Annotated in this window: 17 protein-coding genes; 4 read left to right on the top strand and 13 right to left on the bottom strand. The window is 44.9% G+C overall.

Annotation, left to right across the window (positions count from 1 at the left end):
- Nucleotides 1-94: 94 nt before the first annotated feature.
- From KI743_RS07850 to KI743_RS07865, 4 genes are all read left to right on the top strand, one after another.
- Nucleotides 95-1,486 (top strand): HlyD family type I secretion periplasmic adaptor subunit, encoded by a 1,392-nt coding sequence (locus KI743_RS07850; protein WP_032553750.1) that lies wholly within the window; start codon nt 95-97, stop codon nt 1,484-1,486.
- A gap of 62 nt (nt 1,487-1,548) precedes the next feature.
- Nucleotides 1,549-2,220: a transglutaminase-like cysteine peptidase gene (locus KI743_RS07855; protein ID WP_032553748.1), complete on the top strand. Its 672-nt coding sequence runs from the start codon at nt 1,549-1,551 to the stop codon at nt 2,218-2,220.
- 5 nt (nt 2,221-2,225) lie between these two features.
- Nucleotides 2,226-4,136: an EAL domain-containing protein gene (locus KI743_RS07860; RefSeq protein WP_032553746.1), complete on the top strand. Its 1,911-nt coding sequence runs from the start codon at nt 2,226-2,228 to the stop codon at nt 4,134-4,136.
- A 15-nt stretch (nt 4,137-4,151) separates the two neighbouring features.
- Complete coding sequence (locus tag KI743_RS07865; protein ID WP_285465852.1) at nt 4,152-6,266, top strand: type I secretion system permease/ATPase; 2,115 nt, start codon at nt 4,152-4,154, stop codon at nt 6,264-6,266.
- A 99-nt stretch (nt 6,267-6,365) separates the two neighbouring features.
- On the opposite strand, the gene KI743_RS07870 is transcribed toward KI743_RS07865, so the two are convergent.
- From KI743_RS07870 to KI743_RS07930, 13 genes are all read right to left on the bottom strand, one after another.
- Nucleotides 6,366-8,042, bottom strand: a complete 1,677-nt coding sequence (locus tag KI743_RS07870; protein WP_285465853.1) for a DUF342 domain-containing protein — start codon at nt 8,040-8,042, stop codon at nt 6,366-6,368.
- Between the two features lie 162 nt (nt 8,043-8,204).
- The gene (locus KI743_RS07875; protein WP_285465854.1) at nt 8,205-9,368 is read right to left on the bottom strand and encodes a methyl-accepting chemotaxis protein; all 1,164 of its coding nucleotides are present in this window, start codon (nt 9,366-9,368) and stop codon (nt 8,205-8,207) included.
- A 47-nt stretch (nt 9,369-9,415) separates the two neighbouring features.
- Nucleotides 9,416-10,456 (bottom strand): chemotaxis response regulator protein-glutamate methylesterase, encoded by a 1,041-nt coding sequence (locus KI743_RS07880; RefSeq protein ID WP_285465855.1) that lies wholly within the window; start codon nt 10,454-10,456, stop codon nt 9,416-9,418.
- Entirely contained in the window at nt 10,444-11,064 is a 621-nt protein-coding gene (locus tag KI743_RS07885; protein WP_285465856.1) for a chemotaxis protein CheD, read from the bottom strand. Before KI743_RS07885 ends, KI743_RS07880 begins: the two co-directional genes overlap by 13 nt.
- A gap of 27 nt (nt 11,065-11,091) precedes the next feature.
- Nucleotides 11,092-11,949: a protein-glutamate O-methyltransferase CheR gene (locus KI743_RS07890; RefSeq protein ID WP_285465857.1), complete on the bottom strand. Its 858-nt coding sequence runs from the start codon at nt 11,947-11,949 to the stop codon at nt 11,092-11,094.
- Entirely contained in the window at nt 11,934-13,970 is a 2,037-nt protein-coding gene (locus KI743_RS07895) for a methyl-accepting chemotaxis protein (RefSeq protein WP_285465858.1), read from the bottom strand. Before KI743_RS07895 ends, KI743_RS07890 begins: the two co-directional genes overlap by 16 nt.
- Before the next feature lie 8 nt (nt 13,971-13,978).
- Nucleotides 13,979-14,443: a chemotaxis protein CheW gene (locus KI743_RS07900; RefSeq protein ID WP_285465859.1), complete on the bottom strand. Its 465-nt coding sequence runs from the start codon at nt 14,441-14,443 to the stop codon at nt 13,979-13,981.
- 1 nt (nt 14,444) lies between these two features.
- Nucleotides 14,445-14,909 (bottom strand): chemotaxis protein CheW, encoded by a 465-nt coding sequence (locus KI743_RS07905; protein ID WP_285465880.1) that lies wholly within the window; start codon nt 14,907-14,909, stop codon nt 14,445-14,447.
- A 167-nt stretch (nt 14,910-15,076) separates the two neighbouring features.
- The gene (locus tag KI743_RS07910; RefSeq protein ID WP_285465860.1) at nt 15,077-17,227 is read right to left on the bottom strand and encodes a chemotaxis protein CheA; all 2,151 of its coding nucleotides are present in this window, start codon (nt 17,225-17,227) and stop codon (nt 15,077-15,079) included.
- A 55-nt stretch (nt 17,228-17,282) separates the two neighbouring features.
- The gene (locus tag KI743_RS07915) at nt 17,283-17,642 is read right to left on the bottom strand and encodes a response regulator (protein WP_285465861.1); all 360 of its coding nucleotides are present in this window, start codon (nt 17,640-17,642) and stop codon (nt 17,283-17,285) included.
- A gap of 12 nt (nt 17,643-17,654) precedes the next feature.
- Nucleotides 17,655-17,930: a lipid asymmetry maintenance protein MlaB gene (locus tag KI743_RS07920; RefSeq protein WP_285465862.1), complete on the bottom strand. Its 276-nt coding sequence runs from the start codon at nt 17,928-17,930 to the stop codon at nt 17,655-17,657.
- A gap of 261 nt (nt 17,931-18,191) precedes the next feature.
- Nucleotides 18,192-20,258, bottom strand: a complete 2,067-nt coding sequence (locus KI743_RS07925; RefSeq protein ID WP_285465863.1) for a tRNA(Met) cytidine acetyltransferase TmcA — start codon at nt 20,256-20,258, stop codon at nt 18,192-18,194.
- Nucleotides 20,259-20,345: 87 nt separating this feature from the next.
- Nucleotides 20,346-21,320, bottom strand: coding sequence for a ParB/RepB/Spo0J family partition protein (locus KI743_RS07930; protein WP_285465864.1), 975 nt, complete (start codon nt 21,318-21,320; stop codon nt 20,346-20,348).
- Nucleotides 21,321-21,323: the final 3 nt, after the last annotated feature.

Consider the following 21,323-nt stretch of genomic DNA (forward strand, 5'->3'; position numbering starts at 1 on the left):
AATACAACGCTTTATGGGAACAAGATCTTAACATTTCTTAAAACTAAGAATACACTCAATAGGCTTGCACCAAATTTCGCAGACAAGGATTGTTATGAGCCAAAAAAGTTACAACAAGCTGAACGATACCGAACTTGAGTACGTCGATGATAAAACAGCGGCACTGCTACTCAATACGCCAACCAGCGCGCGTATCATGCTGTGGGTTATCGTTCTATTCTTTGTTGCTGCGATCGGATGGGCGGCTTGGGCTGAGATTGACAAAGTCACGGTCGGCCAAGGCAAAGTCATCCCCTCTTCTCAAATTCAAGTAGTCCAGAACCTTGAGGGCGGCTTGGTGAAAGAGATCCTTGTAAAAGAAGGCCAACAGGTACAAAAAGGCCAGCAACTGCTCCTTATCGATGATACTCGTTTCCGTTCCGACTTCCGCGAACGCGAACAACAAGTGGCCAACCTGACGGCAAGCGTACTAATGCTTTCTGCGTCTTTGACCAGTGTGGTGATTGATGAAAACTTCTCTGTCGACAATTGGCAACAGAGCGTCACACTTAACTACGGCAAACTGGCATTCCCACCACAGTTTATTGAGAGACAGCCTAATCTGATTCAACGCCAGAAAGCCGAATACCGCCAAGACCTTAATAATCTCCGTAACCAACTCTCTGTTTTTGAACAACAAGTTGAACAGAAGCAGCAAGACTTGGTTGAGGTGAGAGCCCGTGTTGATAACCTGCGCCAAAGCTATAACTTTGCTCGCAAAGAGCTGGATATCACCAAACCGCTTGCTGATGAGGGTGTGGTACCGCGTATCGAACTTCTTAAACTGCAGAGACAAGTGAACGATACGCGCCGTGAGCTGACCTCTAGCGAGCTAAAAATCCCTGTACTACGCTCGGCGATCAAAGAGTCTATGCTCAGCCGCGTAGATGCAGCACTTAAATTCCGTTCAGAACAGCAAGAGAAGCTCAACCAAGCGCAAGATAAACTCTCCGCTCTTACCGAATCTGCTGTTGGCCTAGAAGACCGAGTTAATCGAACCGTAGTTATCTCTCCTGTGACAGGTACCGTCAAAACCTTAGGCATCAATACCGTTGGCGGTGTTATCCAGCCAGGTATGGATATTGTTGAGATTGTACCCACCGAAGATTCGTTGCTTGTAGAAGCCAAGATTGCGCCACAAGACATCGCTTTTTTGCGTCCAGAGCTGCCAGCGATTGTTAAGTTCAGTGCTTATGACTTCACCAAATATGGTGGTCTAGAGGGCGTGTTGGAGCACATTAGTGCCGATACGACTCAAGATGAAGAAGGTAACAGCTTTTACATCGTGCGTGTGCGCACCGAAAAGTACAGCTTTGGGCACAACGAAGAGCTGCCAATCATTCCAGGCATGACAGCATCGGTTGACATTATTACGGGTAAGAGAACCGTTCTAGATTACATGTTAAAGCCGATACTTAGCGCTCAAAACAACGCATTGAAAGAGTAAGGGTGAGTGATGTTTTCCCCTTTCTACACAGATAACTGCCACAGCAACAAGGCAGTTTGCCAATGAAGATTCGTTCCGCAGTTGCGTTGCTGGCATTGATATCGTCTTGTGCATCATTTGCACTGAACACCACTGAGCAGCGCTGGGTGAGTGCGGTTTCTGAAACCTATGGTCAAAGGGCCGCTAAACGCGTGGAGACATGGCGATCGAATATCGACCAGTTCAGCACTCAAAGTGAGACGCAAAAACTGGAGTCGGTAAATCGATTCTTTAATCAACTCTACTTCGTCGACGATATCGTGCTGTGGGGTAAAAAAGATTATTGGGCTACACCACTCGAGTTTCTAGGAAGTAATGCAGGCGACTGTGAAGACTTCACCATCGCTAAATACTTCTCGCTACTGGAACTCGGTGTACCCGACAAAAAATTGAGACTGGTCTACGTAAAAGCGTTGGAGCTGAATCAGTTCCACATGGTACTGGCTTACTACTCCACGCCCAGCGCAGAACCCGTCATTTTGGATAACTTGAATCCAGAGATTAAACGAGCGTCAACTCGCAGAGACTTGCTGCCGATATACAGTTTTAACGGTAAGAACCTATGGCTAATGAAGTCTTCAGCAGGAAACGGACAGCTTGCAGGTAAATCATCCAGATTGAGCTTGTGGAACGATCTTCGTTCACGCGAGCGCTCTCTAAAATTAAACAAACCCATTATCAATTACGATGAGTAGGTACAATGACTTTATATAAACAGCTTGTAGTCGGGATGGTAGCGGTCTTTATATTACTGATGACGTCAGTATTTATGATCGAATTTAATACCACTCGAGGCCACCTAGAAGCGCAGCAACGCTCAGAGGTAAGCAATACCATCAATACCGTTGGTTTAGCGCTAGCTCCTTACCTAGAGGACAAAGACCCAATCGCGGTTGAGTCGGTCATCAATGCATTGTTTGATGGCAGCTCCTATTCGGTAGTAAGGCTCATCTTCCTTGATAGTGGTGACGACATCCTGCGTTCATACCCGGTAAAGCCGAGCACAGTGCCTAGTTGGTTTACTTCGCTTGACCTGTTTGAGCCGATTCATGACCGCCGTGTTATCACTAGTGGTTGGATGCAGTTGGCCGAAGTGGAAATTGTTAGCCACCCAGGTCCAGCATACTCACAGCTTTGGCAATCTTTTACTCGCCTAGCAACCGTATTTGCGCTTATTTTTGTGATTGGTTTATTGGCCATTTCATGGATCGTAAAACGATCGTTGAAACCACTCGACTTGATCATCGCCAAAATGAACCAGATTGCGAAGAACCAATTTGGTGAACCCCTTGCACGCCCGAAAACAAAGGATCTGATCTTAGTCGTTGATGGTATTAACCATATGTCGACGCAAGTTGAACAAGCCTTTAAGAATCAAGCTCAAGAAGCTCAGCGCCTGCGTGAACGTGCCTACATCGACCCAGTATCACAACTCGGCAACCGTGCTTACTACATGTCTCAACTCAATCAATGGTTGGCGGAATCTAGCGTCGGTGGCTTAGCGGTTCTGCAAGCACAGTTCATTGCTGACGAATACGATGATAAGGGTTACCAAGAGGGCGATGCACTTGTCCACGATTTAGCAGAGCACTTACAAGCCTCTATCTCATCACCAGATCTAACCATGGCTCGTATTTCAAAAGATGAGTTCGGCTTTATCTTGCCAAATATCGATGAAAGCGAACTCAAACTCATCGCAGACAGCATCGTTAACTGTGTTCAAGGGTTAGGCTCCGATCCAACTGGGACGGCTCGCGCTAACATTTCACTTGGTGTGACTCACAGTAGCCAAAGCAAGACCAGCACAGAAATCATGTCGCTGGTGGATAACGCGCTCTCTGTAGCAAAAGCGAACCGTGAAATGAGCTATGGCTACATTACTGCCGATGATCACGGCGCAGTAATGGGTAAACAGCAGTGGCGTACACTGGTTGAAGAAGCAATCATCAATGATCTCTTCACCTTCCGTCTGCAGGCGGCGAATAACAGCTTCGGCAAGACCTTCCACCAAGAGGTGTTCTCAGCGATTGAAAAAGATGGCGTTCGCTACAGCGCGGCTCAGTACCTATTTGCACTTGAACAACTCGGCGCCAGCCATGAACTTGATCAGTACGTGATCGAGAAAATGATTGAGAAGCTACACGCTAAAGAGATCACTACGCCAGTGGCTATCAACATCTCAGCAAGCAGTATCTCAGAACCAAGCTTCATCCGCTGGGTTGGTGAGACACTAAGCAAAAATGCATCTATCTGTGACATGCTGCATTTTGAAATCCCTGAGAACTGCTTCGTTAATGAACCGCACTACACGGCACTACTGTGTACCGCAATACGCAACACCAACGCAGTATTTGGTGTTGATAATTACGGTCGTAACTTCCAGTCTCTGGAATACATCAATGAGTTCCGCCCAGGTTACGTTAAGTTGGATTACCTCTACACCCACAACTTGGATGATGAGAAACAGAAATTCACTCTAACGTCGATCTCTAGAACGGCACATAACTTGGGTATCACCACCATCGCCTCACGTATCGAGACTCAAACGCAGCTTGATACATTGTCAGACAACTACGTTGAAGTGTTCCAAGGCTTCATCGTTGATAAGTAGTAAGGTGGTTATTTAATGCAAGATCCATTACTGAATTCGCTGATATACGTCAGCCGATACTACGGTCTAGCAAACTCTCCAGAGGCGCTCGTCAATGGGCTGCCTCTTGCGGATGGTAAACTTACCCCTTTCTTGTTTCCTCGTTCAGCAGAGCGTGCAGGGTTAGTTGCCAAAGAGAACCGCTCAAACCTAGAGAGTATTCCAGAACTGATTCTGCCAGCAGTGCTGCTACTTAAGCAGGGTGAAGCGTGTGTTCTCAACCGAATTGATTTTCAGAAACAAGAAGCGGAGATCATTACCGCTGAAAGTGGCATGGTGCCGATTCTCATTCCGTTAGAAGAGCTAAAAGCACAGTTTATTGGCCGCTACTTCTTGGTTAAAAAACAGTTCCGCTATGATGAACGCTCACCTGAGATTCTGAAAACACGTCATGGCCACTGGTTCTGGGGCACCATCTGGGAGTCGAAAAAGATCTACCGTGATGTGTTAATCGCCTCGATTCTAATCAACCTGTTCGCGATTGCTGCACCGATGTTTACGCGCTTGGTGTATGACAAAGTGGTTCCCAACCTAGCTTTTGAGACACTGTGGGTATTGGCGAGCGGCATCTTTGTGGTGTTCACTTTCGATCTACTGCTCAAATTAATGCGCAGCTACTTCATCGACATTGCCGGTAAAAAGTCTGACATTCTGATCTCTTCGAAGCTATTTAGTAAGGTTCTCGGGATTCGTATGGAAGCGAAACCAGCCTCGGTGGGTGCTTTCGCCAAGAACTTACAAGAGTTCGAATCAATCCGAGAGTTTTTCACTTCCGCTACGATTGGCTCTCTGATTGATCTCCCTTTCGCGATTCTGTTCCTAACTCTGATTTGGTTGATGGCTGGCGATCTGGTGTATGTACCGATTGTCGGTGTCGTGATTCTAGTGATCTACGCAATCATCATTCAAGGGCCTCTGCGCCGCACTATCGAAGAGGGTTCTCGTCTTGCTTCGCAGAAGTATGCGAACCTTATCGAAAGCTTGGCGGGTCTAGAAACGGTTAAACTCTTCAGTGCGCAAAGTCAGTTTCAATTCCGTTGGGAAGAAGCAGTTGCTCACATGGCGAACTGGAATATTAAGAGTCGCAGAATTACTGACAGTATTCAGAATACAGCCGGGTTTGTTCAACAAAGTACTAATGTAGGTATGATCATCTTTGGTGTGTACTTGATTGCTGAAGGCGATCTCACCATGGGTGGTTTGATTGCTGCAACCATGTTGAGTGGTCGTGCGATTGGTCCACTAGTTCAGCTCTCTATTCTTTCTACTCGCTACAACCAAGCCAAGTCATCGATGACGTTGATCGAGCAGGTTATGGATATGCCTGATGAGCAAGAAGAAGGTAAACGCTATATCCACCGCCCAATCATTCAAGGCCACATTGCACTGGATAAAGTGACTTTCCATTACCCTGATTCACCAATTGCATCAGTGCGCGACCTCAGCCTCACGATTACCCCAGGTGAGAAAGTTGCCATCATCGGTCGTATTGGCTCAGGCAAGACAACACTAGAGCGCCTCATTATGGGCCTATACAAGCCTACAGAGGGCCATGTACGCATTGATGATACCGATATGGAGCAACTGCATCACGTCGACGTACGTCGCAATATAGGCTGTGTTCCACAAGACAGTAACCTCTTCTACGGTTCTGTTCGTGACAATATCACTCTAGGCCGTCCGTTAGTGGATGACCGCGATGTGATGGACGCAGCCAACCGAGCAGGTGTAACGAACTTCACTCAGCAAGATCCTGCTGGCTTAGAGCGCCAAGTTGGTGAAGGTGGCGGGTTGCTGTCAGGTGGCCAACGTCAAGCTGTGGCTATCGCTCGCGCTTTCCTAGGCCGCCCTCCTGTGCTGTTGATGGATGAGCCAACCAGTGCGATGGATAACCGCTCAGAGATGCACATCAAACACCAACTTAATCAGTTGCTGCCGAGCGAGACACTCATCCTTATCACTCACAAGACGTCGATGTTAGATGTTGTAGACCGTGTGATTGTAATGGAGAAAGGCTGCATCATTGCCGATGGACCAAAAGCCAAAGTACTGTCCGACCTTAAACAAGGGAAAGTGAGAGCAGTCAGCTAAGTCCAAACAAGGATTAACCCTTCAACCTAAATGTAAAAAGGAGCCACTGGCTCCTTTTTTATTTCTATCGTTCTCTGCTCATAAGAATTAATGACGTGGCTACAGCTGTTCCCCAATGTCTTCTTTTTCCATCTTGAACGAACATTGAATCTCATATTGGTTAAACGAGAACACACTGCCACCATGAGTGCGCTTAGTCGTTACGGTTTCATCGCCATATTGAATCGTCACACGGGTATAGACCTTCTCATGCGCCTCGACAGTACACTCTTCAAGTAACGTGTCAAACTCAGCCTCAAGGCTATCAATCTGCTGCTTAGTCGATTCAATCGCTTGGTTGTTCTGCTCCTTCATTGACTCTATGCGCTGCGCCTCTTCGTCTGTACGCTCCGCTTTAGGTCGCTTTTTGAATTCCAACTCTTGGCGAATCACATCCATGGTTTTCTCTTGAGCTGCTTTATAAACATCTCTCAACTCACCCATCTTCTGCTTGTAGCTGTCATAGCGAGCAAAGCAGTGAACCTTAGTTGCCGTATCGCCCTCAACGCCAAGGAAGACACACTCTACTTTACCACCGACTTTCGCCTCACCGCCGCTTAACGTGCCGTGCCTCTTCATTCCATCAACCACAATCAAATCGTGACCGCAGCGTATTTCATTACTCATACTGTGTACTGTCAGCCTAATATCAGTACCTGCTTGCAGCTCTGAGTACTGAGCATAGCTCGCTTCAATTGCTCCCTTAGTCAGCACCTTACAGCTTTTGCTCTCTCCCTCTTTAACCGTGTGGCCAATGATGCCTTTCGCGACTTTTATATCTCCTTGTGCTTGCACTTCGGCTGACTCAATAAAGCCGCCAACCGTAACACTGCCCGTCGCCTTCACCACCATACCCGGGTCGATGTTGCCAGACACAAACACATTCCCCTTAAACTTAACGTGACCAGTTGCGACACTAACGCTGTTTAGGCACAACGCTTCATCTACTTCGATGGTGCGCTCTTTAATAAGTGGGAGTCCAGAACAGTTAGCAACAAGAAGATTCGGATCGTCAGAAGAGATGGCTGTTCCTTTTCCCGGTTTGAGCAGGCTATCTTTACCAGGCAGTGGCGGTAGGAGTTTTCCTTGAACAGTAAAACCAGCAGTACCTTTGGTTGCTGGCGTTCGCCTCATAACAGGATCGTTTTCTCCGACGGTAATGGTTTCACCCAAGTCTCGCATATCGATTTTGCCAGACTCTTTGCTACGTGGTTTAAGGACTTGGTGAGTAATGTCAGGAACGAGCGCTTCAAATTTTGCGTCTTTCCCTTTTACGGGTTGTTTACCTTGAGCAACGGCTTGGGTGAACTTCTCCCCCGCTTTAAGTTTGTTACTCATCACTAGCACCTTTTTCAATGCCAGTTTATTAATGCCTTTAGTTACATGAGCCTGAGCAAGTGCATGTACAATTTCAGCACCTCTTAACCCACGCCCTGCATAAGCACCAGTAACAGTAATACTTGCAAGCATCTCATCGTCAGATAGCTCTACGACCATACTTGCATTACGTACTTCAGCGACAGCCACGCCTTCATACGCTTCACCCTTCCCCTCTTTTGCTAGGTTCACGAAGCGAATGATTTCATCGTCTAAAGGATAGAATTGGCTAGCTTCCAATTTCTCTAATGATGCAGGAAGCTCTTTCTGGTCAAAACTGCTGTCCACGACAAAACCAGATTGCAAACGAGCAATCACTTCATTTCCGTCCTCAGACAATGTAACTATGTTGTCCCACATACGACTGCCACTTCCTTAGCAAAAGAGTATGATTTCAGTTTATAGAATATACTGTTTTGTGAAAATACTCCTTTTGTAATAACAGGGGATATGTCACTTTACTGGTGAGTTACTCAGTAGCGCTCTACTACACATTGCTAATCAAGTCATTGACTTAGAATATCAAAACAACTCAACTTCACCCTCGTCTAAAGTCTCTTGGCCTGCCGATAAAGTTTGTTGACTACGATTGCTATCTAACAAAACATAAAGTTGTTCTACAAACTCATGCTCGGTTATTTTCTGTTGAGTTAGTTGGGTCAATAGTGCGCTAGTTTCATCAAACAAGTAGAGTGTTTTGTTGGCGTAATCCCCTTGTTGACTAACAATATCAGCAAACTGCAGTGCACGAATACCATTGCTGACTTGCGCAGTAAGCTCATTACCCAAATCACGAAGCTTTTTCACTTCAAGTTCGACAGCCTCATTTACTGTCTGCACACCAGTCAACATGCCGTCAATTTGCTGCTTTGAGTCAATGGCAATACTCATGTCGATTGACGCCATCTCACCTACGGTTTGGCTAGCCTGCTTTACAGTATCCTGCGCCACATGAATTTCACTCTCAATCTGGTTATTTAACGCTTCAGCTTTCACTGATAAGTCTCTCACCTCTTGAGCTACCACTGCAAAACCTCGCCCAGCTTCCCCAGCGCGAGCAGCCTCAATGGCAGCATTCAATGCCAAAAGGTTTGTTTGCTCAGATAACCCTCGCACCTTCTCCAGTAATTTAAATACAGTATCCAATTTTTCCGACATATCGCGAATGCTTTGCACAGCTGAAACGCTTTTTTGAGAAACATTATCAAGTGTATCTATAAACTGATTGATAATTTGTTCAGTTTGCGGCACCACATGAGACAGGCTGAATTCATTGTTTTGATTGGACAAGATCTCTTCGACCAAAGATTTTGAGATTTGGTTTTGTTGCTGGCTCACTTCCTGCAATCCAAAGAAGCTTTGGTTTAGCGTCTCAACTGAATCATCAATCACACTGTGCTGTTTGCTAAGCGAGTCATGGATGTTGGGTAATTTTTCACGATACAACTCGTTAAGCGGTTTTAACGTTGAGTAATCTAGGCGAGTGGCGTCAACTTCGCTCATTTCACTCTCAACCGATACTCTTTTAGATGAACGTACGATCCAAGGTAGTGCGGCCGCAACCACCATAAATAATATCGGAACAACATCACTAACATAAAACACGGTCCCTCCAAGTGACAACACCTGAAAAAAAATGATGAGTACGGTTTTCCATTTATCACTCACTGCATGTTGATTATCCATATCCATTTCCTGACGTTTAAGGATTATTATGAGTTGTATTATTCAAGCTAATTCGCGCGATTCAGACACACCATCATTTGTGTTGCCATTTGATCGAGTGGTTTTACGTACTGTGCGGCCCCTACTTCAACTGCGACTCTAGGCATTCCCCATACCACACAGCTGTATTGATCTTGTGCAAGCGTAATCGCACCATGTTGTTTCATGTTCAACATACCATTGGCGCCATCACGCCCCATGCCCGTTAATATCACCGCCATAGAACGATTAGGTGCCGCTTGCACGAGTGAATCAAACATCACATCAACAGACGGTTTATGACGATTGACTGGTGGTCTGTCATCAACCTGTGCATACAGCCTATTACCTTGACGATGAACAACCATATGTTTGTCACCAGGAGCAACATAAGCATGGCTTGTCACCAACGGCACAACCCCTTCACTCAATTCTTCAACTTTAATTGGAGTCACACTATCAAGCCGTTCAGCAAACGAACGCGTGAACAATGCACTGATATGTTGGGTAATGATGATTGGTGGCAGACCGCTTGGTAACTTCGAAATCAATTGACGTATTGCTTCAGTTCCACCTGTAGAAGCACCAATCGCGATAACTTCTACTTGGGACTTTCCATTTAGTTTGATTTCAGAAGCAGACACCTCAGAAGACTTAATGCCGGCCACATTTGCTGTTGCCGCAATTATTATTTTTTCATTGATCAACTGCTTGTAATTAAGCATATCCGAAGTGTTGTCAAAAGCAGGTTTAGGAAAATAATCAACGGCACCGATTTCCAAAGCCTCTAATGTCGCTTGGGCACCGTGCTGAGTTAAAGTGGATATCATCACCACGGGCATTGGCCGAAGCCTCATAAGGTTCTTGAGAAATTGCACACCATTCATCTTTGGCATTTCGATATCTAAAGTGAGTACATCGGGTTTTAATTGTTTTATTGCTGATCGCGCTTGATATGGATCCTCAACCGCAGCGACAACCTCAAGATCGGGATGAGAAGATATGAGCTCTGTGAGTAATGACCGAAATACGGGCGAGTCATCGACGATTAAGACCTTTATTTTTCGCATGTTTCAAACCACTCTTTCTCCTTGGAGGTGGAGTATTGGACATCCTGCATCAACGGATCTGTATACCGCATTTCAACCTGCTGTAACTCTGCAAAAGGTATCCGTTTTAACAACACACGCCCCGACATTGGATCAAATAATATCTTTCTTGGCTCCAATCCACCTAAATCGTACGAAGCGACCGACAGCTTCTCTTGTTCCGCGTAATCGAGAATAAATTGCACGTTCTTTTCACCAATTGCGCTTTGCTTGCCGAACATCTGAGCGCCGCCAAATACCTTCACCTGCAACTGCTCTAGACTTGCCCCTTTTGCTAATAACTGACTAATCAGCTGCTCCATTGCATGACATCCATAGCGGGTCTCATTCACGCTGGCACCTATGTCACCTTCTTTACAAATATCTCCATCATTCGGTAAAAGGAAGTGGTTCATTCCACCTACCCTCTCAATAGGATCCCATATACACGCAGCAACACACGAGCCCAACCCAGTACTCAACATTTCGGGTTCACTGGTGCTATAGACACCACCTGGTAACACCTTAACGACATGATGCTGTTGATACTGATGATAGAATCGGATGTAATATAAATTGCTTTGCATCATTGACTCTCCCTGTCACCTCTAGCTCAACTATATTTGCTTTGAGTAAACCGTATTACCTAAGTGGCGAAATAAAGTACTATCATTACCAACACTTTCCGAGTGTCCAATGAATAAAGTCCCGTTTGGATCAAGCTGTTCGTAAAAACGTTCCAACAATACCCTCTGAGTCGGTTTATCAAAATAGATCATCACGTTTCGACACGAGATCAAATCAAAGGATCGTCTCATTGGCCAATCACCCAACAGGTTTAATTGATTAAAAGTAACGTGATCGGTCAACCACCTAGTGGGCTTGATCTTCCCTTGATTGTCCCCTTTCCCCTTAACAAAACTATGCTTGAGATAATGGCTTGGAATTGCACGCAGTGCTTCTTTGTCATAAATACCACGCCGAGCATGAGCCAAGACATTTGTATCTAAATCTGTCGCCAACAATGACACGCGCTCAAAACAATCAAAAGCTCCTGCATGATTGAGTGAGGCTAAATAACTATAAGCCTCTTCACCGGTGGAGCACCCTGCGGACCAAATTCGAATTTCCCGTTTTCTTAGCTGTTTCCAACGCGGGATAAGTATCGACTCTAAATAGTCAAAATGATGTTTCTCGCGAAAAAAAGCGGTTTTATTTGTCGTCAATGCATTGATGAAAGCACTTTGTTCATCCTCAGAGTTCTCAATTAATGCACGATAATCAGTAAATCTCTCAAGCCTTCGTTCACGTAATTTACGGCTCACACGTCCATAAACCATGGCAAACTTCTGGTCAGTGAGATGAATACCAACGCTCTTATGAATAAACCACTGCACAAACTTGAAGTCTTGACGCGAAAACTCAAACTCTTGTTCGCTCATATCCATCTCGGTAGCCGCTAAAACTCTTCCCATTCGTCACCTTCCTCTGATAATTTCAATCCAGAATTTGCGACACGTGTTTTCTTCAATTCACTTACGTTTGAATGGGGCGCAATGGATGAAACACGACCTTGAGTTGAAGTCATTTGTGGAGTTACAGATGTCGATGTATACGCGGCGACGTTACTGTCAGTACTGAAAAAGTTCATGAGATTAAGTAGCTCTTTGCCTTCAGAGCGCAACGATTGACTTGCTGCAGACGTTTGCTCGACTAATGAAGCATTCTGTTGAGTCATTTCGTCCATCGTCGTCACAGCTCGGTTAATCTCATCAATGCCTGTCGACTGCTCTTCACTCGATTTGGCAATTTGTTGAATAAGACTCGAAACCTTAGCGACTGCCTCGACAATTTCATTCAGCGTCGCGCCTGATTCATCCACTAAACGAGATCCTTCATCGACTTTTTCTACACTATCGTTAATGAGCCCTTTGATCTCTTTCGCAGCCGCAGCACTACGCTGAGCAAGGTTACGAACTTCCCCAGCCACTACCGCAAAACCTCTACCTTGCTCTCCAGCTCTCGCAGCTTCAACAGCTGCATTTAACGCTAATAAGTTAGTTTGAAAAGCGATTTCGTCAATAACGCCAATGATATCTGCAATCTTCTTACTTGCACTGTTGATCTCGCCCATCGCTTCCACTGCACGACCAACAACTTGACCTCCTTTTGCCGCTTTATCAGCCGCATCGTCAGAAAGCGCGTTGGCCCCTTTTGCGTTGTCAGCGTTCTGTTTCACCGTAGAAGTCATCTGCTCCATGCTAGCAGCGGTTTCTTCGAGATTTGACGCCTGAGCCTCAACACGCTGACTGAGATCATTATTGCCATCAGCGATCTCTGTAGATGCCGTTGCCACGCGCGCGGAAGAAGTTGTGATCTTATCAACCATGTTTCTGAGATTTAAAATGGAAGTGTTCACTGCTTGAGCGAGGCGACCAAATTCACCATGATGCTGATCGGACATTGTGCTCTTTAGATCCCCATCAGCGACCTTACTCATAACACCGATACATTGATCTAAAGGAGAAACTAAAGTGTCGAGTAAGCCATTAATGCCATCCCCCAACTCTTTCATGAAACCACTGTAAACCGAAGTATCAATACGCTCATCTAACTTGCCTGACGTAGCGTTTTTTATCAGGTTTTCCACTTGACGTTGCCCATCTTGTTGCTCGGTAATATCAACCCATTGCAAAGCCGGTCCCATATAATTGCCATTACCATCACGCATTGCGATACATGTTAGGTTGAACTCTAAATTACCGACCTTAATGTCGGCGGAAAAAGGCAATCTATCTGGATTGGCAATGATGCTACGCTGATGAGTTGGATTCTTATGAAATACATCAATGTTCTGGCCAATAAGATTATTAGCATCAAAATGCGGGAGTGCACTCTGAATATCTTTCTCGCGTGTCGTCAGCAATGTCATAAGCGCTGGGTTTAAATATTGAATAACGCCATCTTTGTCAGCCATCATCAGATTTGTCGTCATTCCCGCAACAGCGGATGCTAACCGACCTATCTCCTCTTCCTTCGCTCTCTCTGCAGTAACGTCGTTCCATTCCAACGTATTACCTGTGTATTGACCACCGGCATCAATAATCGCACCAACGTTCAATTCTAGTAACACGCCCCTGATATTGATCGTGGTTTTGTAAGGCAAGTTTGAGGGAGTAGAAAGAAGTTTTCGTTGATGTTCTGGATGAGCGTGAAAGCCATCGATACAGAACCCCTCCAAATAGGATTTCTCGGCTTTAAAGTCTGGCCACACGCTTTGAAACAACGCCTCGTGCTTCTTCAGTAACTCAATGGAACGTTGATTCACGTATGTTATCTTGAAATCACGATCCACCATCATCAAGGCAGTTTGTGCTGCGCCCAATGCTGATAACAATTGTTCCTTAGTGATTCCATGTTCTTCTTGATGTGACGCCTTTTCTTTGAGAGCCTCAGCTCCAGACACAGATTCCTTTCTACGATTCCAGAACGGCATAATTTACCTCACGCTAACGCTTGTTGAATGGACAGTGGAGAGAGCTCTTGCATATCGAAAAGCGCCTCAAGATTAATGATGATGAGATGTCCAGATTGGCCTGGAGCGATTCCCTCTATAAAACGGTCATCCATAGCTGCTGATATAGTTGGTATTGATTTAATCGCTTGAGATGTTAAGGCATAAACCTCAGATACCGCATCGACAATAATGCCAAATGGCTGATGTTGACTGTTATTGAGCACTATCACTACAGTTGTGGGCGCTATTTCCGTATTTGACAGATTGAATCGAGCGCGCAGGTCAACAATCGGAACGTACTCTCCCCGAATCTCAAGTACACCAACAACAAATGGGGGTGAATTAGGAACACTTCTTACCGGCGTCCAGCCTCGGACCTCTCGCACTAATAAAATAGGAACCGCGTACTCTTCTTGTTCGAGCATAAAACTCAAATACTCTTGCTCTTTCATGCTACTCCTCCCCAAATATCAAATTGATATCAAGCAATAACTGAGTATCTAAAACCGCCATTAGAAGCTCGCCCACGTTCAACATGCCAAATAAATATGGCGTGATTGATGAGTCTCCAACGCACGATTCGAACTCTTGATTACCTTGTATAACGACATCAGAGACAGAGTCGACAACAACGCCCATTAATCGATGCTTGTCATCCAGCTTATGTCGCAGCACCAACACCACCGTTGTAGGCAAATACTCACAATTTCCGATACTGAATCGTGCTCTCAGATCAACAACCGGAACAATCATTCCTCGTAAGTTAATTACTCCCTTCACAAAATTCGGAGAACAAGGAATTGGAGTAGGCGCTTCCCATACTCGTATTTCCTCAACATCATGTATCGCGACACCATAAAGCTCATTGCCAAGATAGAAGCTCAGAAAGTCAGCACTCTGATTAAGATCATTTTCCATCGTTGATGTGGGTGAGCCTGATAGCTGTTCTGATGTATGACCACTGACATAGTTAGGCTCATCGTTGACAACTTGGTTATCAGGAACGATCTGCGGTTCATTGCCTACTGAGCCACTCACCCGCGAAGCCTTGTTAATAAGGCCTTCCTCCCATAGATTCGCATTCATCATGATACGTAAGCCTCCTGAGATATCTGCAGCTGACTTCGAGCAAATGCGGAGCGCTCCAAATATGAGGTCAACATCCCTTGTATATCTAAAATCAACGACACAGAGCCGTCTCCTAGGATCGTCGCACCAGAGAAACCAGACACTTTGCAATAATTGGACTCAAGACTTTTAATGACTACTTGCTGCTGGTCGAGCAACTCGTCGATCAATAGCCCTACCCGTCGGCCGGCAGATTCAACAAAACAGAGGATGTGACCATCAAGCGAGCTACTGATGCCCATATCGAATTCATCCTGAAGTCGTAAAATAGGTAGGTTTTCATCTCGAAGTCGGTAAAGCTCGACACCGCCTGCTGCATGATTAATGCAGCTAACATCGATCTGAATAGACTCAACAATACTCAGCAAAGGAATGACAAACACTTGGTCAGCAACTCGAACCAACTGCCCATCTAGGATTGAAAGTGTTAGAGGTAAATTGATGGTGAACCGACTTCCTTTGTTGACTTCTGATTCCACCTCGATATGACCACCAAGTTCTTCAATGTTTCTTTTCACTACATCCATTCCAACACCTCGTCCCGAGATATCAGACACCTGTTCGGCCGTTGAAAAACCTGGAGCAAAGATGAGATTCAATATTTGTTGCTGACTCAGTTCATCTTGGCGACTGCCAACCTCAACAACACCTTTTTGCACTGCTTTTTCCCACAAATGGTTGCAATCAATACCCGCTCCATCGTCAGATATCTCTATGATGATGGTTCCGCCTTGATGGTAAGCATTCAGCGTCACGGTTCCTGTTTCAGATTTGCTCGCATTTAACCTCTTTTCTGGAGACTCAATACCATGATCAATACAGTTTCGAACCAGATGCACTAACGGATCGACCATTCGCTCAAGTACGGTTTTATCGAGCTCAGTATTTTCGCCAGAAATATTCAGACAAACCTGTTTACCTAAGCGCGAACTTAGGTCTCTAACTAGCCGAGGAAAACGGCTGAACGCGAAGCTCATTGGTAACATCCGAATATTCAATACGTTTTCTTGAAGGTCGCGACTATTCTGTAGAAGCTGCTCCAACCCTGCTTTCAATTTATCGAGCTTATCCAAAGTAAAGTCGTTACCAATCTCCGTTAACATTGATTGCGTTATAACAAGTTCTCCAACCAGGTTTATCAATCCATCGACTTTCTCTATATCAACGCGAATAGAGGATACAGAAGCATCTGCTTTCACGGACTTAGTACGGGGTTGGTTAGATGGTTTATAGTTTGAAGGGAGTTCTGCTTGCGATTCTTCGCACGTATTTTGAGGAGATGTGTCACTCGTTGAATTAAGAGGGGGATTTGGATCTATTGAATTTGAGGAGCTTGGTTCTTTAATTGATTCCTTTGAGACTGTAAGTTCGCATTCATCTTCAACCCATTCAAAGACTTCTCTCAGCTCTGACTCAGTGACTTTACCTGACACCGTAATTGTCCAACTGAGATAACACAATTCAGACTCAATTGCCTCTAGTTCCGGTACATTATCCGACTCACAGACAATGGTAGCATCGGGGTCAAGGTCTCGAATCTCTCTGATAATTCGTAAAGGGTCATTACCGCTAAAAAAGATTTCTGGATGAGGGATAAAACTAACGTTCCATGTTCCTTCATTGCAACTCTCCTTGCTTAGGGGTGGTTCAATACTAGGACGACTCTCCATCGGATTGGGGGGTGGTATCTTTTCACCTGAGTTGTTATCTGAAGCCTCTGTATTACCAAGTAAGGCTACTAATTCATTGGCAACTTGTGTCTTCTCAGACAAATCAACGTCGGTATTTGTTTCATGTCCCGCCAACATTGCGGCAATGCAATCACTACTTCTTAGAAGAACATCAATACTTTCTTTGGTTAGCTGTCGCTCCCCATTACGAACCTTATCAAGATAAGCTTCAGCAATATGCGTGAACTCCGTAATATCATTCAAGTTAAATGTAGCAGCTCCACCTTTGATAGAATGAGCGGCACGGAAAACCGTATTAATGTCTTCATCGTCGAGCGCGCTGGGATTCAGGGTAAGCAACATCTCTTCTAATACTTCAAGATTTTCACGGCACTCTTCGTAAAATATTCGGCGAAGCTGATCCATATCTAAAGCCATAGTTCTCCCTACCCATTCGAGCATTTCTCATAAATCTATAAAACGTGAAGGATCGCTAAAGCACTCGCTTGAGTGTTTTCAACAATGTCTCCGGATTAAATGGCTTCACCAGCCAACCTGTTGCACCTGCCGACTTACCTTCTTGCTTTTTTTCAGCACTAGTTTCAGTCGTTAGCATGAGTATCGGAATGAATTTATATTGGGGGATGCCACGAATGGCTCTAACTAAATCAAAGCCACCCATTATGGGCATATTGACGTCAGAAATAACGAGATCGAATTTCTGAGATTGGGATTTACGGAGTGCATCACTACCATCATTAGCTGTTTCGACTTCATAACCAGCATCAGACAAGGTATGACTTACCATCTGACGAATCGATACCGAATCGTCTACAGCGAGTATTTTTTTCATAAATTGTGACCCTCAAATATCCATTTTGAAGTTGAGCTGCATATCGACACCTAACAACGCAATCGCATCACAAAACGTTTGAGATGGGTTACAAAGTTGTATGTCGACGCCGTCACGTCTGGCTGTTTGGAATAGAGAAACTAAGAGTTGTAAGCCTGCGGTATCTACGCGGCTAACCTGAGATGCATCCACTTTGATTGGGCTTCCCAATTTTAACCAGTCTAGATACTGCTGTTTTTTATTTAGCGTTGTCGAGATTTCTAGTGAATCTTCTAACAAACATTCCATGTAACTTCCCGCTACTTATATATTAATTCAGCCAATATGACGATATTGCATATATTCAGTCTAGGAAGCATACGAGAATAGTCAAGGTAGCGGAGCTAGTTTTATGCATTAACGACTCATAGCATAATTTTCAAGAAATTCAACGTGGTTGAGTCATTCATGAACCAGTACAGACTAATACGACCGGAGTTTACAGTGTAAATTGAGTTGTCATTCAGTTTACACTGTAAATCGATAATTGAGGCGGGTTAAATGAAGGCTCTATTTACACTGTAAATTGGAGAGCAGTAATCCAAGATCGTGACGAAGGGTTGATTCGGTTTGCTTGCGACCGGCAAGATTGGCTAACTCACTGCACTCTGTCCAAGTTCTTTTCTGAACAACTTTCCAAAGCAGTAAATCACTCGTTTGCTCTAACTGCACTTTACTCAAGTTAAAGATTAAGTTCTCTAGCATGAAACCAACGCTATCAAAGCTGTTCCCCCCTTCGACGTAATAACCGAGTAGAGGATTAATATCCTCAACCAAAAGCTGGCGTGGTTGAGAGGATAGTAATGAACGCACAATGGCTGGCTCAAGCGAGCGGTATGTCGTGGACAACAGATAACGAAGGCCGGAGTAAAAATAGAGACTACCTTCCTCAACCCAATGACGACTTTGTTCATTCAAAGTTCGACACATCAACAATGAATGACAACCGCTCGACTGATCTCGCTGGTGGCCAAGGTGTACTGAGACGAAGCCATTACTGCACCAGAAGTCGACTAGCTCGTCGGTCGCGCCAAAGCTCGTTGCCAAATAATCGAACTCCGCGTTTGCTTTGACCAAGTAGCCAATCATTCGATGTCCTAAGCCCTGCCCTTGGATATCAGGGTGAACAGCAATTCTCATAATTCGGAGGCATTTCTGCACTGCAGCTTTATCAAGACCTAAATGGTTAGCGAGAAGTGTCGGAGCCAAATGGCCGCGAGGGCGACGCTTACCAAGCTGAACATCTTGAATAAGTTCATGTGACAATGCGCCCTCTTCAACCGTTAGAATGCACCCCAAGCAATGCTGGTCTGAAAACAGTGCGTGCAGTGACATTTGAGGGTTATTCAAAAGTTGAATCAAGTCATTAGGCGACGTTTGATAATGAGCGCTGACTAGTAAACCAAAACACTGAGTCAAGACTTTAGGGTTGTCGAGTAGCGTTTGTTTATCAAACTGATACCAAGACAACCCATCAAGCTCAACATCCTTTGGTAGAGCCTCGATATCAGAATCCAACAAGAAAGTATCAAACAACCAACTTTCCAACGGGTCGTGTACGTTCCAGCGTATTGGTTGTTCAAGTTTAAACGAGCGCCAATTAGGGCGTTGCTCAGACAGCCACTTTTCAAACTTGATACCAAAACCTCGTCCACTGCCCTCATATCCGTGAACCGTGGTTGAGAAAACCATACGATGATAGCTTTCAACCATACGTTGCAACATTGGCAACGGAATTGCTGCGGCTTCATCAACCAACAACAGGTCACAATCGGGTTGTGTTCTCAATACTTCGTCCGGAGCAACAAAGACAATTTTGCTTTGCTCATTGACGAGCGTATGTCGATTCGCCATAGAAGAGTTAGGAAGCAACTTCTGCGCATGTTCAAACAGAGGCTGTATCGCTTTGACGTTCGGCGCAGTGACTACAATCGTGACTGAGCTTTTAGCCTTAATAATATTAGCTGAAGCGATACCCAGCGCGGAGCTTTTACCACGCCCACGGTCAGCAGTTAAAACAAGTGGGCGCTTGCGGTGACCAAACATTACTTTTTCAATCGCTTCGATAGCGAGCTTTTGCTGCTCATACTTATCGAAACCATCTGGTGTGACAACCACTTCAGGTAGCGCTGGCATTTCAGATACGCCACCCACTTCAGAACCTTCTGACAGCGCCTTTTGCGATAAACAGATTAGCTTATCAAACTGACGTCTTAGCCAAACTTGCGATAAAGTAGTTTCATGGCCTGCTGGCGGGATGACAAATAACACCCCTCCCCCAACTAGCGCACCTAATGCCGCGGTAAAACTGTTTGCATCAAACCCTATTCTAAAATCGCAAATCAGAACTTGGCACTCTTGCCCTAACAATTGTTGGCCTTTATTGAAGGCGATATTTTTTGCGTTGGCTACATCCAGTTCACCCAAAACAAAAGCTGTGGGGCTGTCTAAATGAGAGAGATAAAACTCAAGCTCTTGAGATTGCCATGCTTGATCGCCTTCAAGTAGGACACCATAGCGGTGGTTATTATTTAGGGCTAATGCGGAGAGTTGAGTTAAGAAAGGGAGAGTTGTCATAAATTGCGTCCAAATTCGTCTAAACACAGTTTATCACAGGTGAATAAAAAGCCGCATCAAGCGGCTTTTAATCGGTAAGTGAGGAGCTTAGTTCAGTTTAGATTGAACAAAAGCGAGAATTTCTTCCATAGTCGCATCATCAACTTTTTTAAGATTCAATGCCAGATTAGCGCCTTTACGACTGTAAGAAGCACGGCCCTTAACAAGTTCAACTTTTGGCGTTGTCTTTTTCGCTGGTGCTGGCGCAAGTTCAGAAATCCAGTTCTCTAGTGTTTCTGTCACATCTTTAGTCAAACGAGTAACACCTTGAGCGTCGCTGCGCTGCCAAACAAAACCATCTGTTGCATCGCATTTAGTTAGCAAGCTTTGTTGCTGTTCTTCGTTAAGGGCACCAAATTGCTTGTGCAGTTTAACGATTGTTGGACGACCTAAATCGCTCACATTTGGGTATGCTTGTAACAGCTCTAACGGAAGTGATGCGGCTTTCAATGCGCCACTCACTAATGCTTCACTGCACTGGAACATTTTCGCCAATGCTTTTTGGTCCTCAGCTTCGCCTTTATCTAGCTTAGCTTGCATCTCTTTACCTTTCTCATAAAGAGATAGAGGTTTATGTGCGTTAGCCACATCAGAAAGGAATTTAGCATGTTCACCGTTAATGTTCTCTGCTACATAGATAAGAAATTCTTTGTCAGCAAGAATACAAGACATACGACGACGGCTACCGTCTAGAACCTCAATCTTGCCATCTTTGTTCTTACGACCAACAGCAGGATATTGTTGTCCGCGCTCTTTAAGAGTGGTCAAAACGTCAGAAAGTGCATGTTCGTTTAGGAAAGATTGCTCACGAGCATTATCTTCGAATACGACAGTTTGCGTTGCAACTTGATCAGCAGGAATACGAACCAGTTCAAAAGAAACCATTTGTTCACCAGCAACAGCCAGTTCGATAACTTGAGCCTGCTCTTTTGCTGCGGTTTGAGCTTCTTGAGGAGTCGCTACTCGGCGCTTATTCGCTTTACCAAATAGCTTTGCATTTAGATCAGATGTTTTAATTGCCATTTT

This window comes from Vibrio sp. D420a, from assembly GCF_030248625.1.
Lineage (GTDB): Bacteria > Pseudomonadota > Gammaproteobacteria > Enterobacterales > Vibrionaceae > Vibrio > Vibrio fortis_A.

Excerpts from the sequence above, each read along its gene's own strand:
- KI743_RS07850 (WP_032553750.1), top strand. The coding sequence starts at position 95 with ATGAGCCAAAAAAGTTACAACAAGCTGAACGATACCGAACTTGAGTAC.
- KI743_RS07855 (WP_032553748.1), top strand. The coding sequence starts at position 1,549 with ATGAAGATTCGTTCCGCAGTTGCGTTGCTGGCATTGATATCGTCTTGT.
- KI743_RS07860 (WP_032553746.1), top strand. The coding sequence starts at position 2,226 with ATGACTTTATATAAACAGCTTGTAGTCGGGATGGTAGCGGTCTTTATA.
- KI743_RS07865 (WP_285465852.1), top strand. The coding sequence starts at position 4,152 with ATGCAAGATCCATTACTGAATTCGCTGATATACGTCAGCCGATACTAC.
- KI743_RS07870 (WP_285465853.1), bottom strand. The coding sequence starts at position 8,042 with ATGTGGGACAACATAGTTACATTGTCTGAGGACGGAAATGAAGTGATT.
- KI743_RS07875 (WP_285465854.1), bottom strand. The coding sequence starts at position 9,368 with ATGGATAATCAACATGCAGTGAGTGATAAATGGAAAACCGTACTCATC.
- KI743_RS07880 (WP_285465855.1), bottom strand. The coding sequence starts at position 10,456 with ATGCGAAAAATAAAGGTCTTAATCGTCGATGACTCGCCCGTATTTCGG.
- KI743_RS07885 (WP_285465856.1), bottom strand. The coding sequence starts at position 11,064 with ATGATGCAAAGCAATTTATATTACATCCGATTCTATCATCAGTATCAA.
- KI743_RS07890 (WP_285465857.1), bottom strand. The coding sequence starts at position 11,949 with ATGGGAAGAGTTTTAGCGGCTACCGAGATGGATATGAGCGAACAAGAG.
- KI743_RS07895 (WP_285465858.1), bottom strand. The coding sequence starts at position 13,970 with ATGCCGTTCTGGAATCGTAGAAAGGAATCTGTGTCTGGAGCTGAGGCT.
- KI743_RS07900 (WP_285465859.1), bottom strand. The coding sequence starts at position 14,443 with ATGAAAGAGCAAGAGTATTTGAGTTTTATGCTCGAACAAGAAGAGTAC.
- KI743_RS07905 (WP_285465880.1), bottom strand. The coding sequence starts at position 14,909 with ATGGAAAATGATCTTAATCAGAGTGCTGACTTTCTGAGCTTCTATCTT.
- KI743_RS07910 (WP_285465860.1), bottom strand. The coding sequence starts at position 17,227 with ATGGCTTTAGATATGGATCAGCTTCGCCGAATATTTTACGAAGAGTGC.
- KI743_RS07915 (WP_285465861.1), bottom strand. The coding sequence starts at position 17,642 with ATGAAAAAAATACTCGCTGTAGACGATTCGGTATCGATTCGTCAGATG.
- KI743_RS07920 (WP_285465862.1), bottom strand. The coding sequence starts at position 17,930 with ATGGAATGTTTGTTAGAAGATTCACTAGAAATCTCGACAACGCTAAAT.
- KI743_RS07925 (WP_285465863.1), bottom strand. The coding sequence starts at position 20,258 with ATGACAACTCTCCCTTTCTTAACTCAACTCTCCGCATTAGCCCTAAAT.
- KI743_RS07930 (WP_285465864.1), bottom strand. The coding sequence starts at position 21,320 with ATGGCAATTAAAACATCTGATCTAAATGCAAAGCTATTTGGTAAAGCG.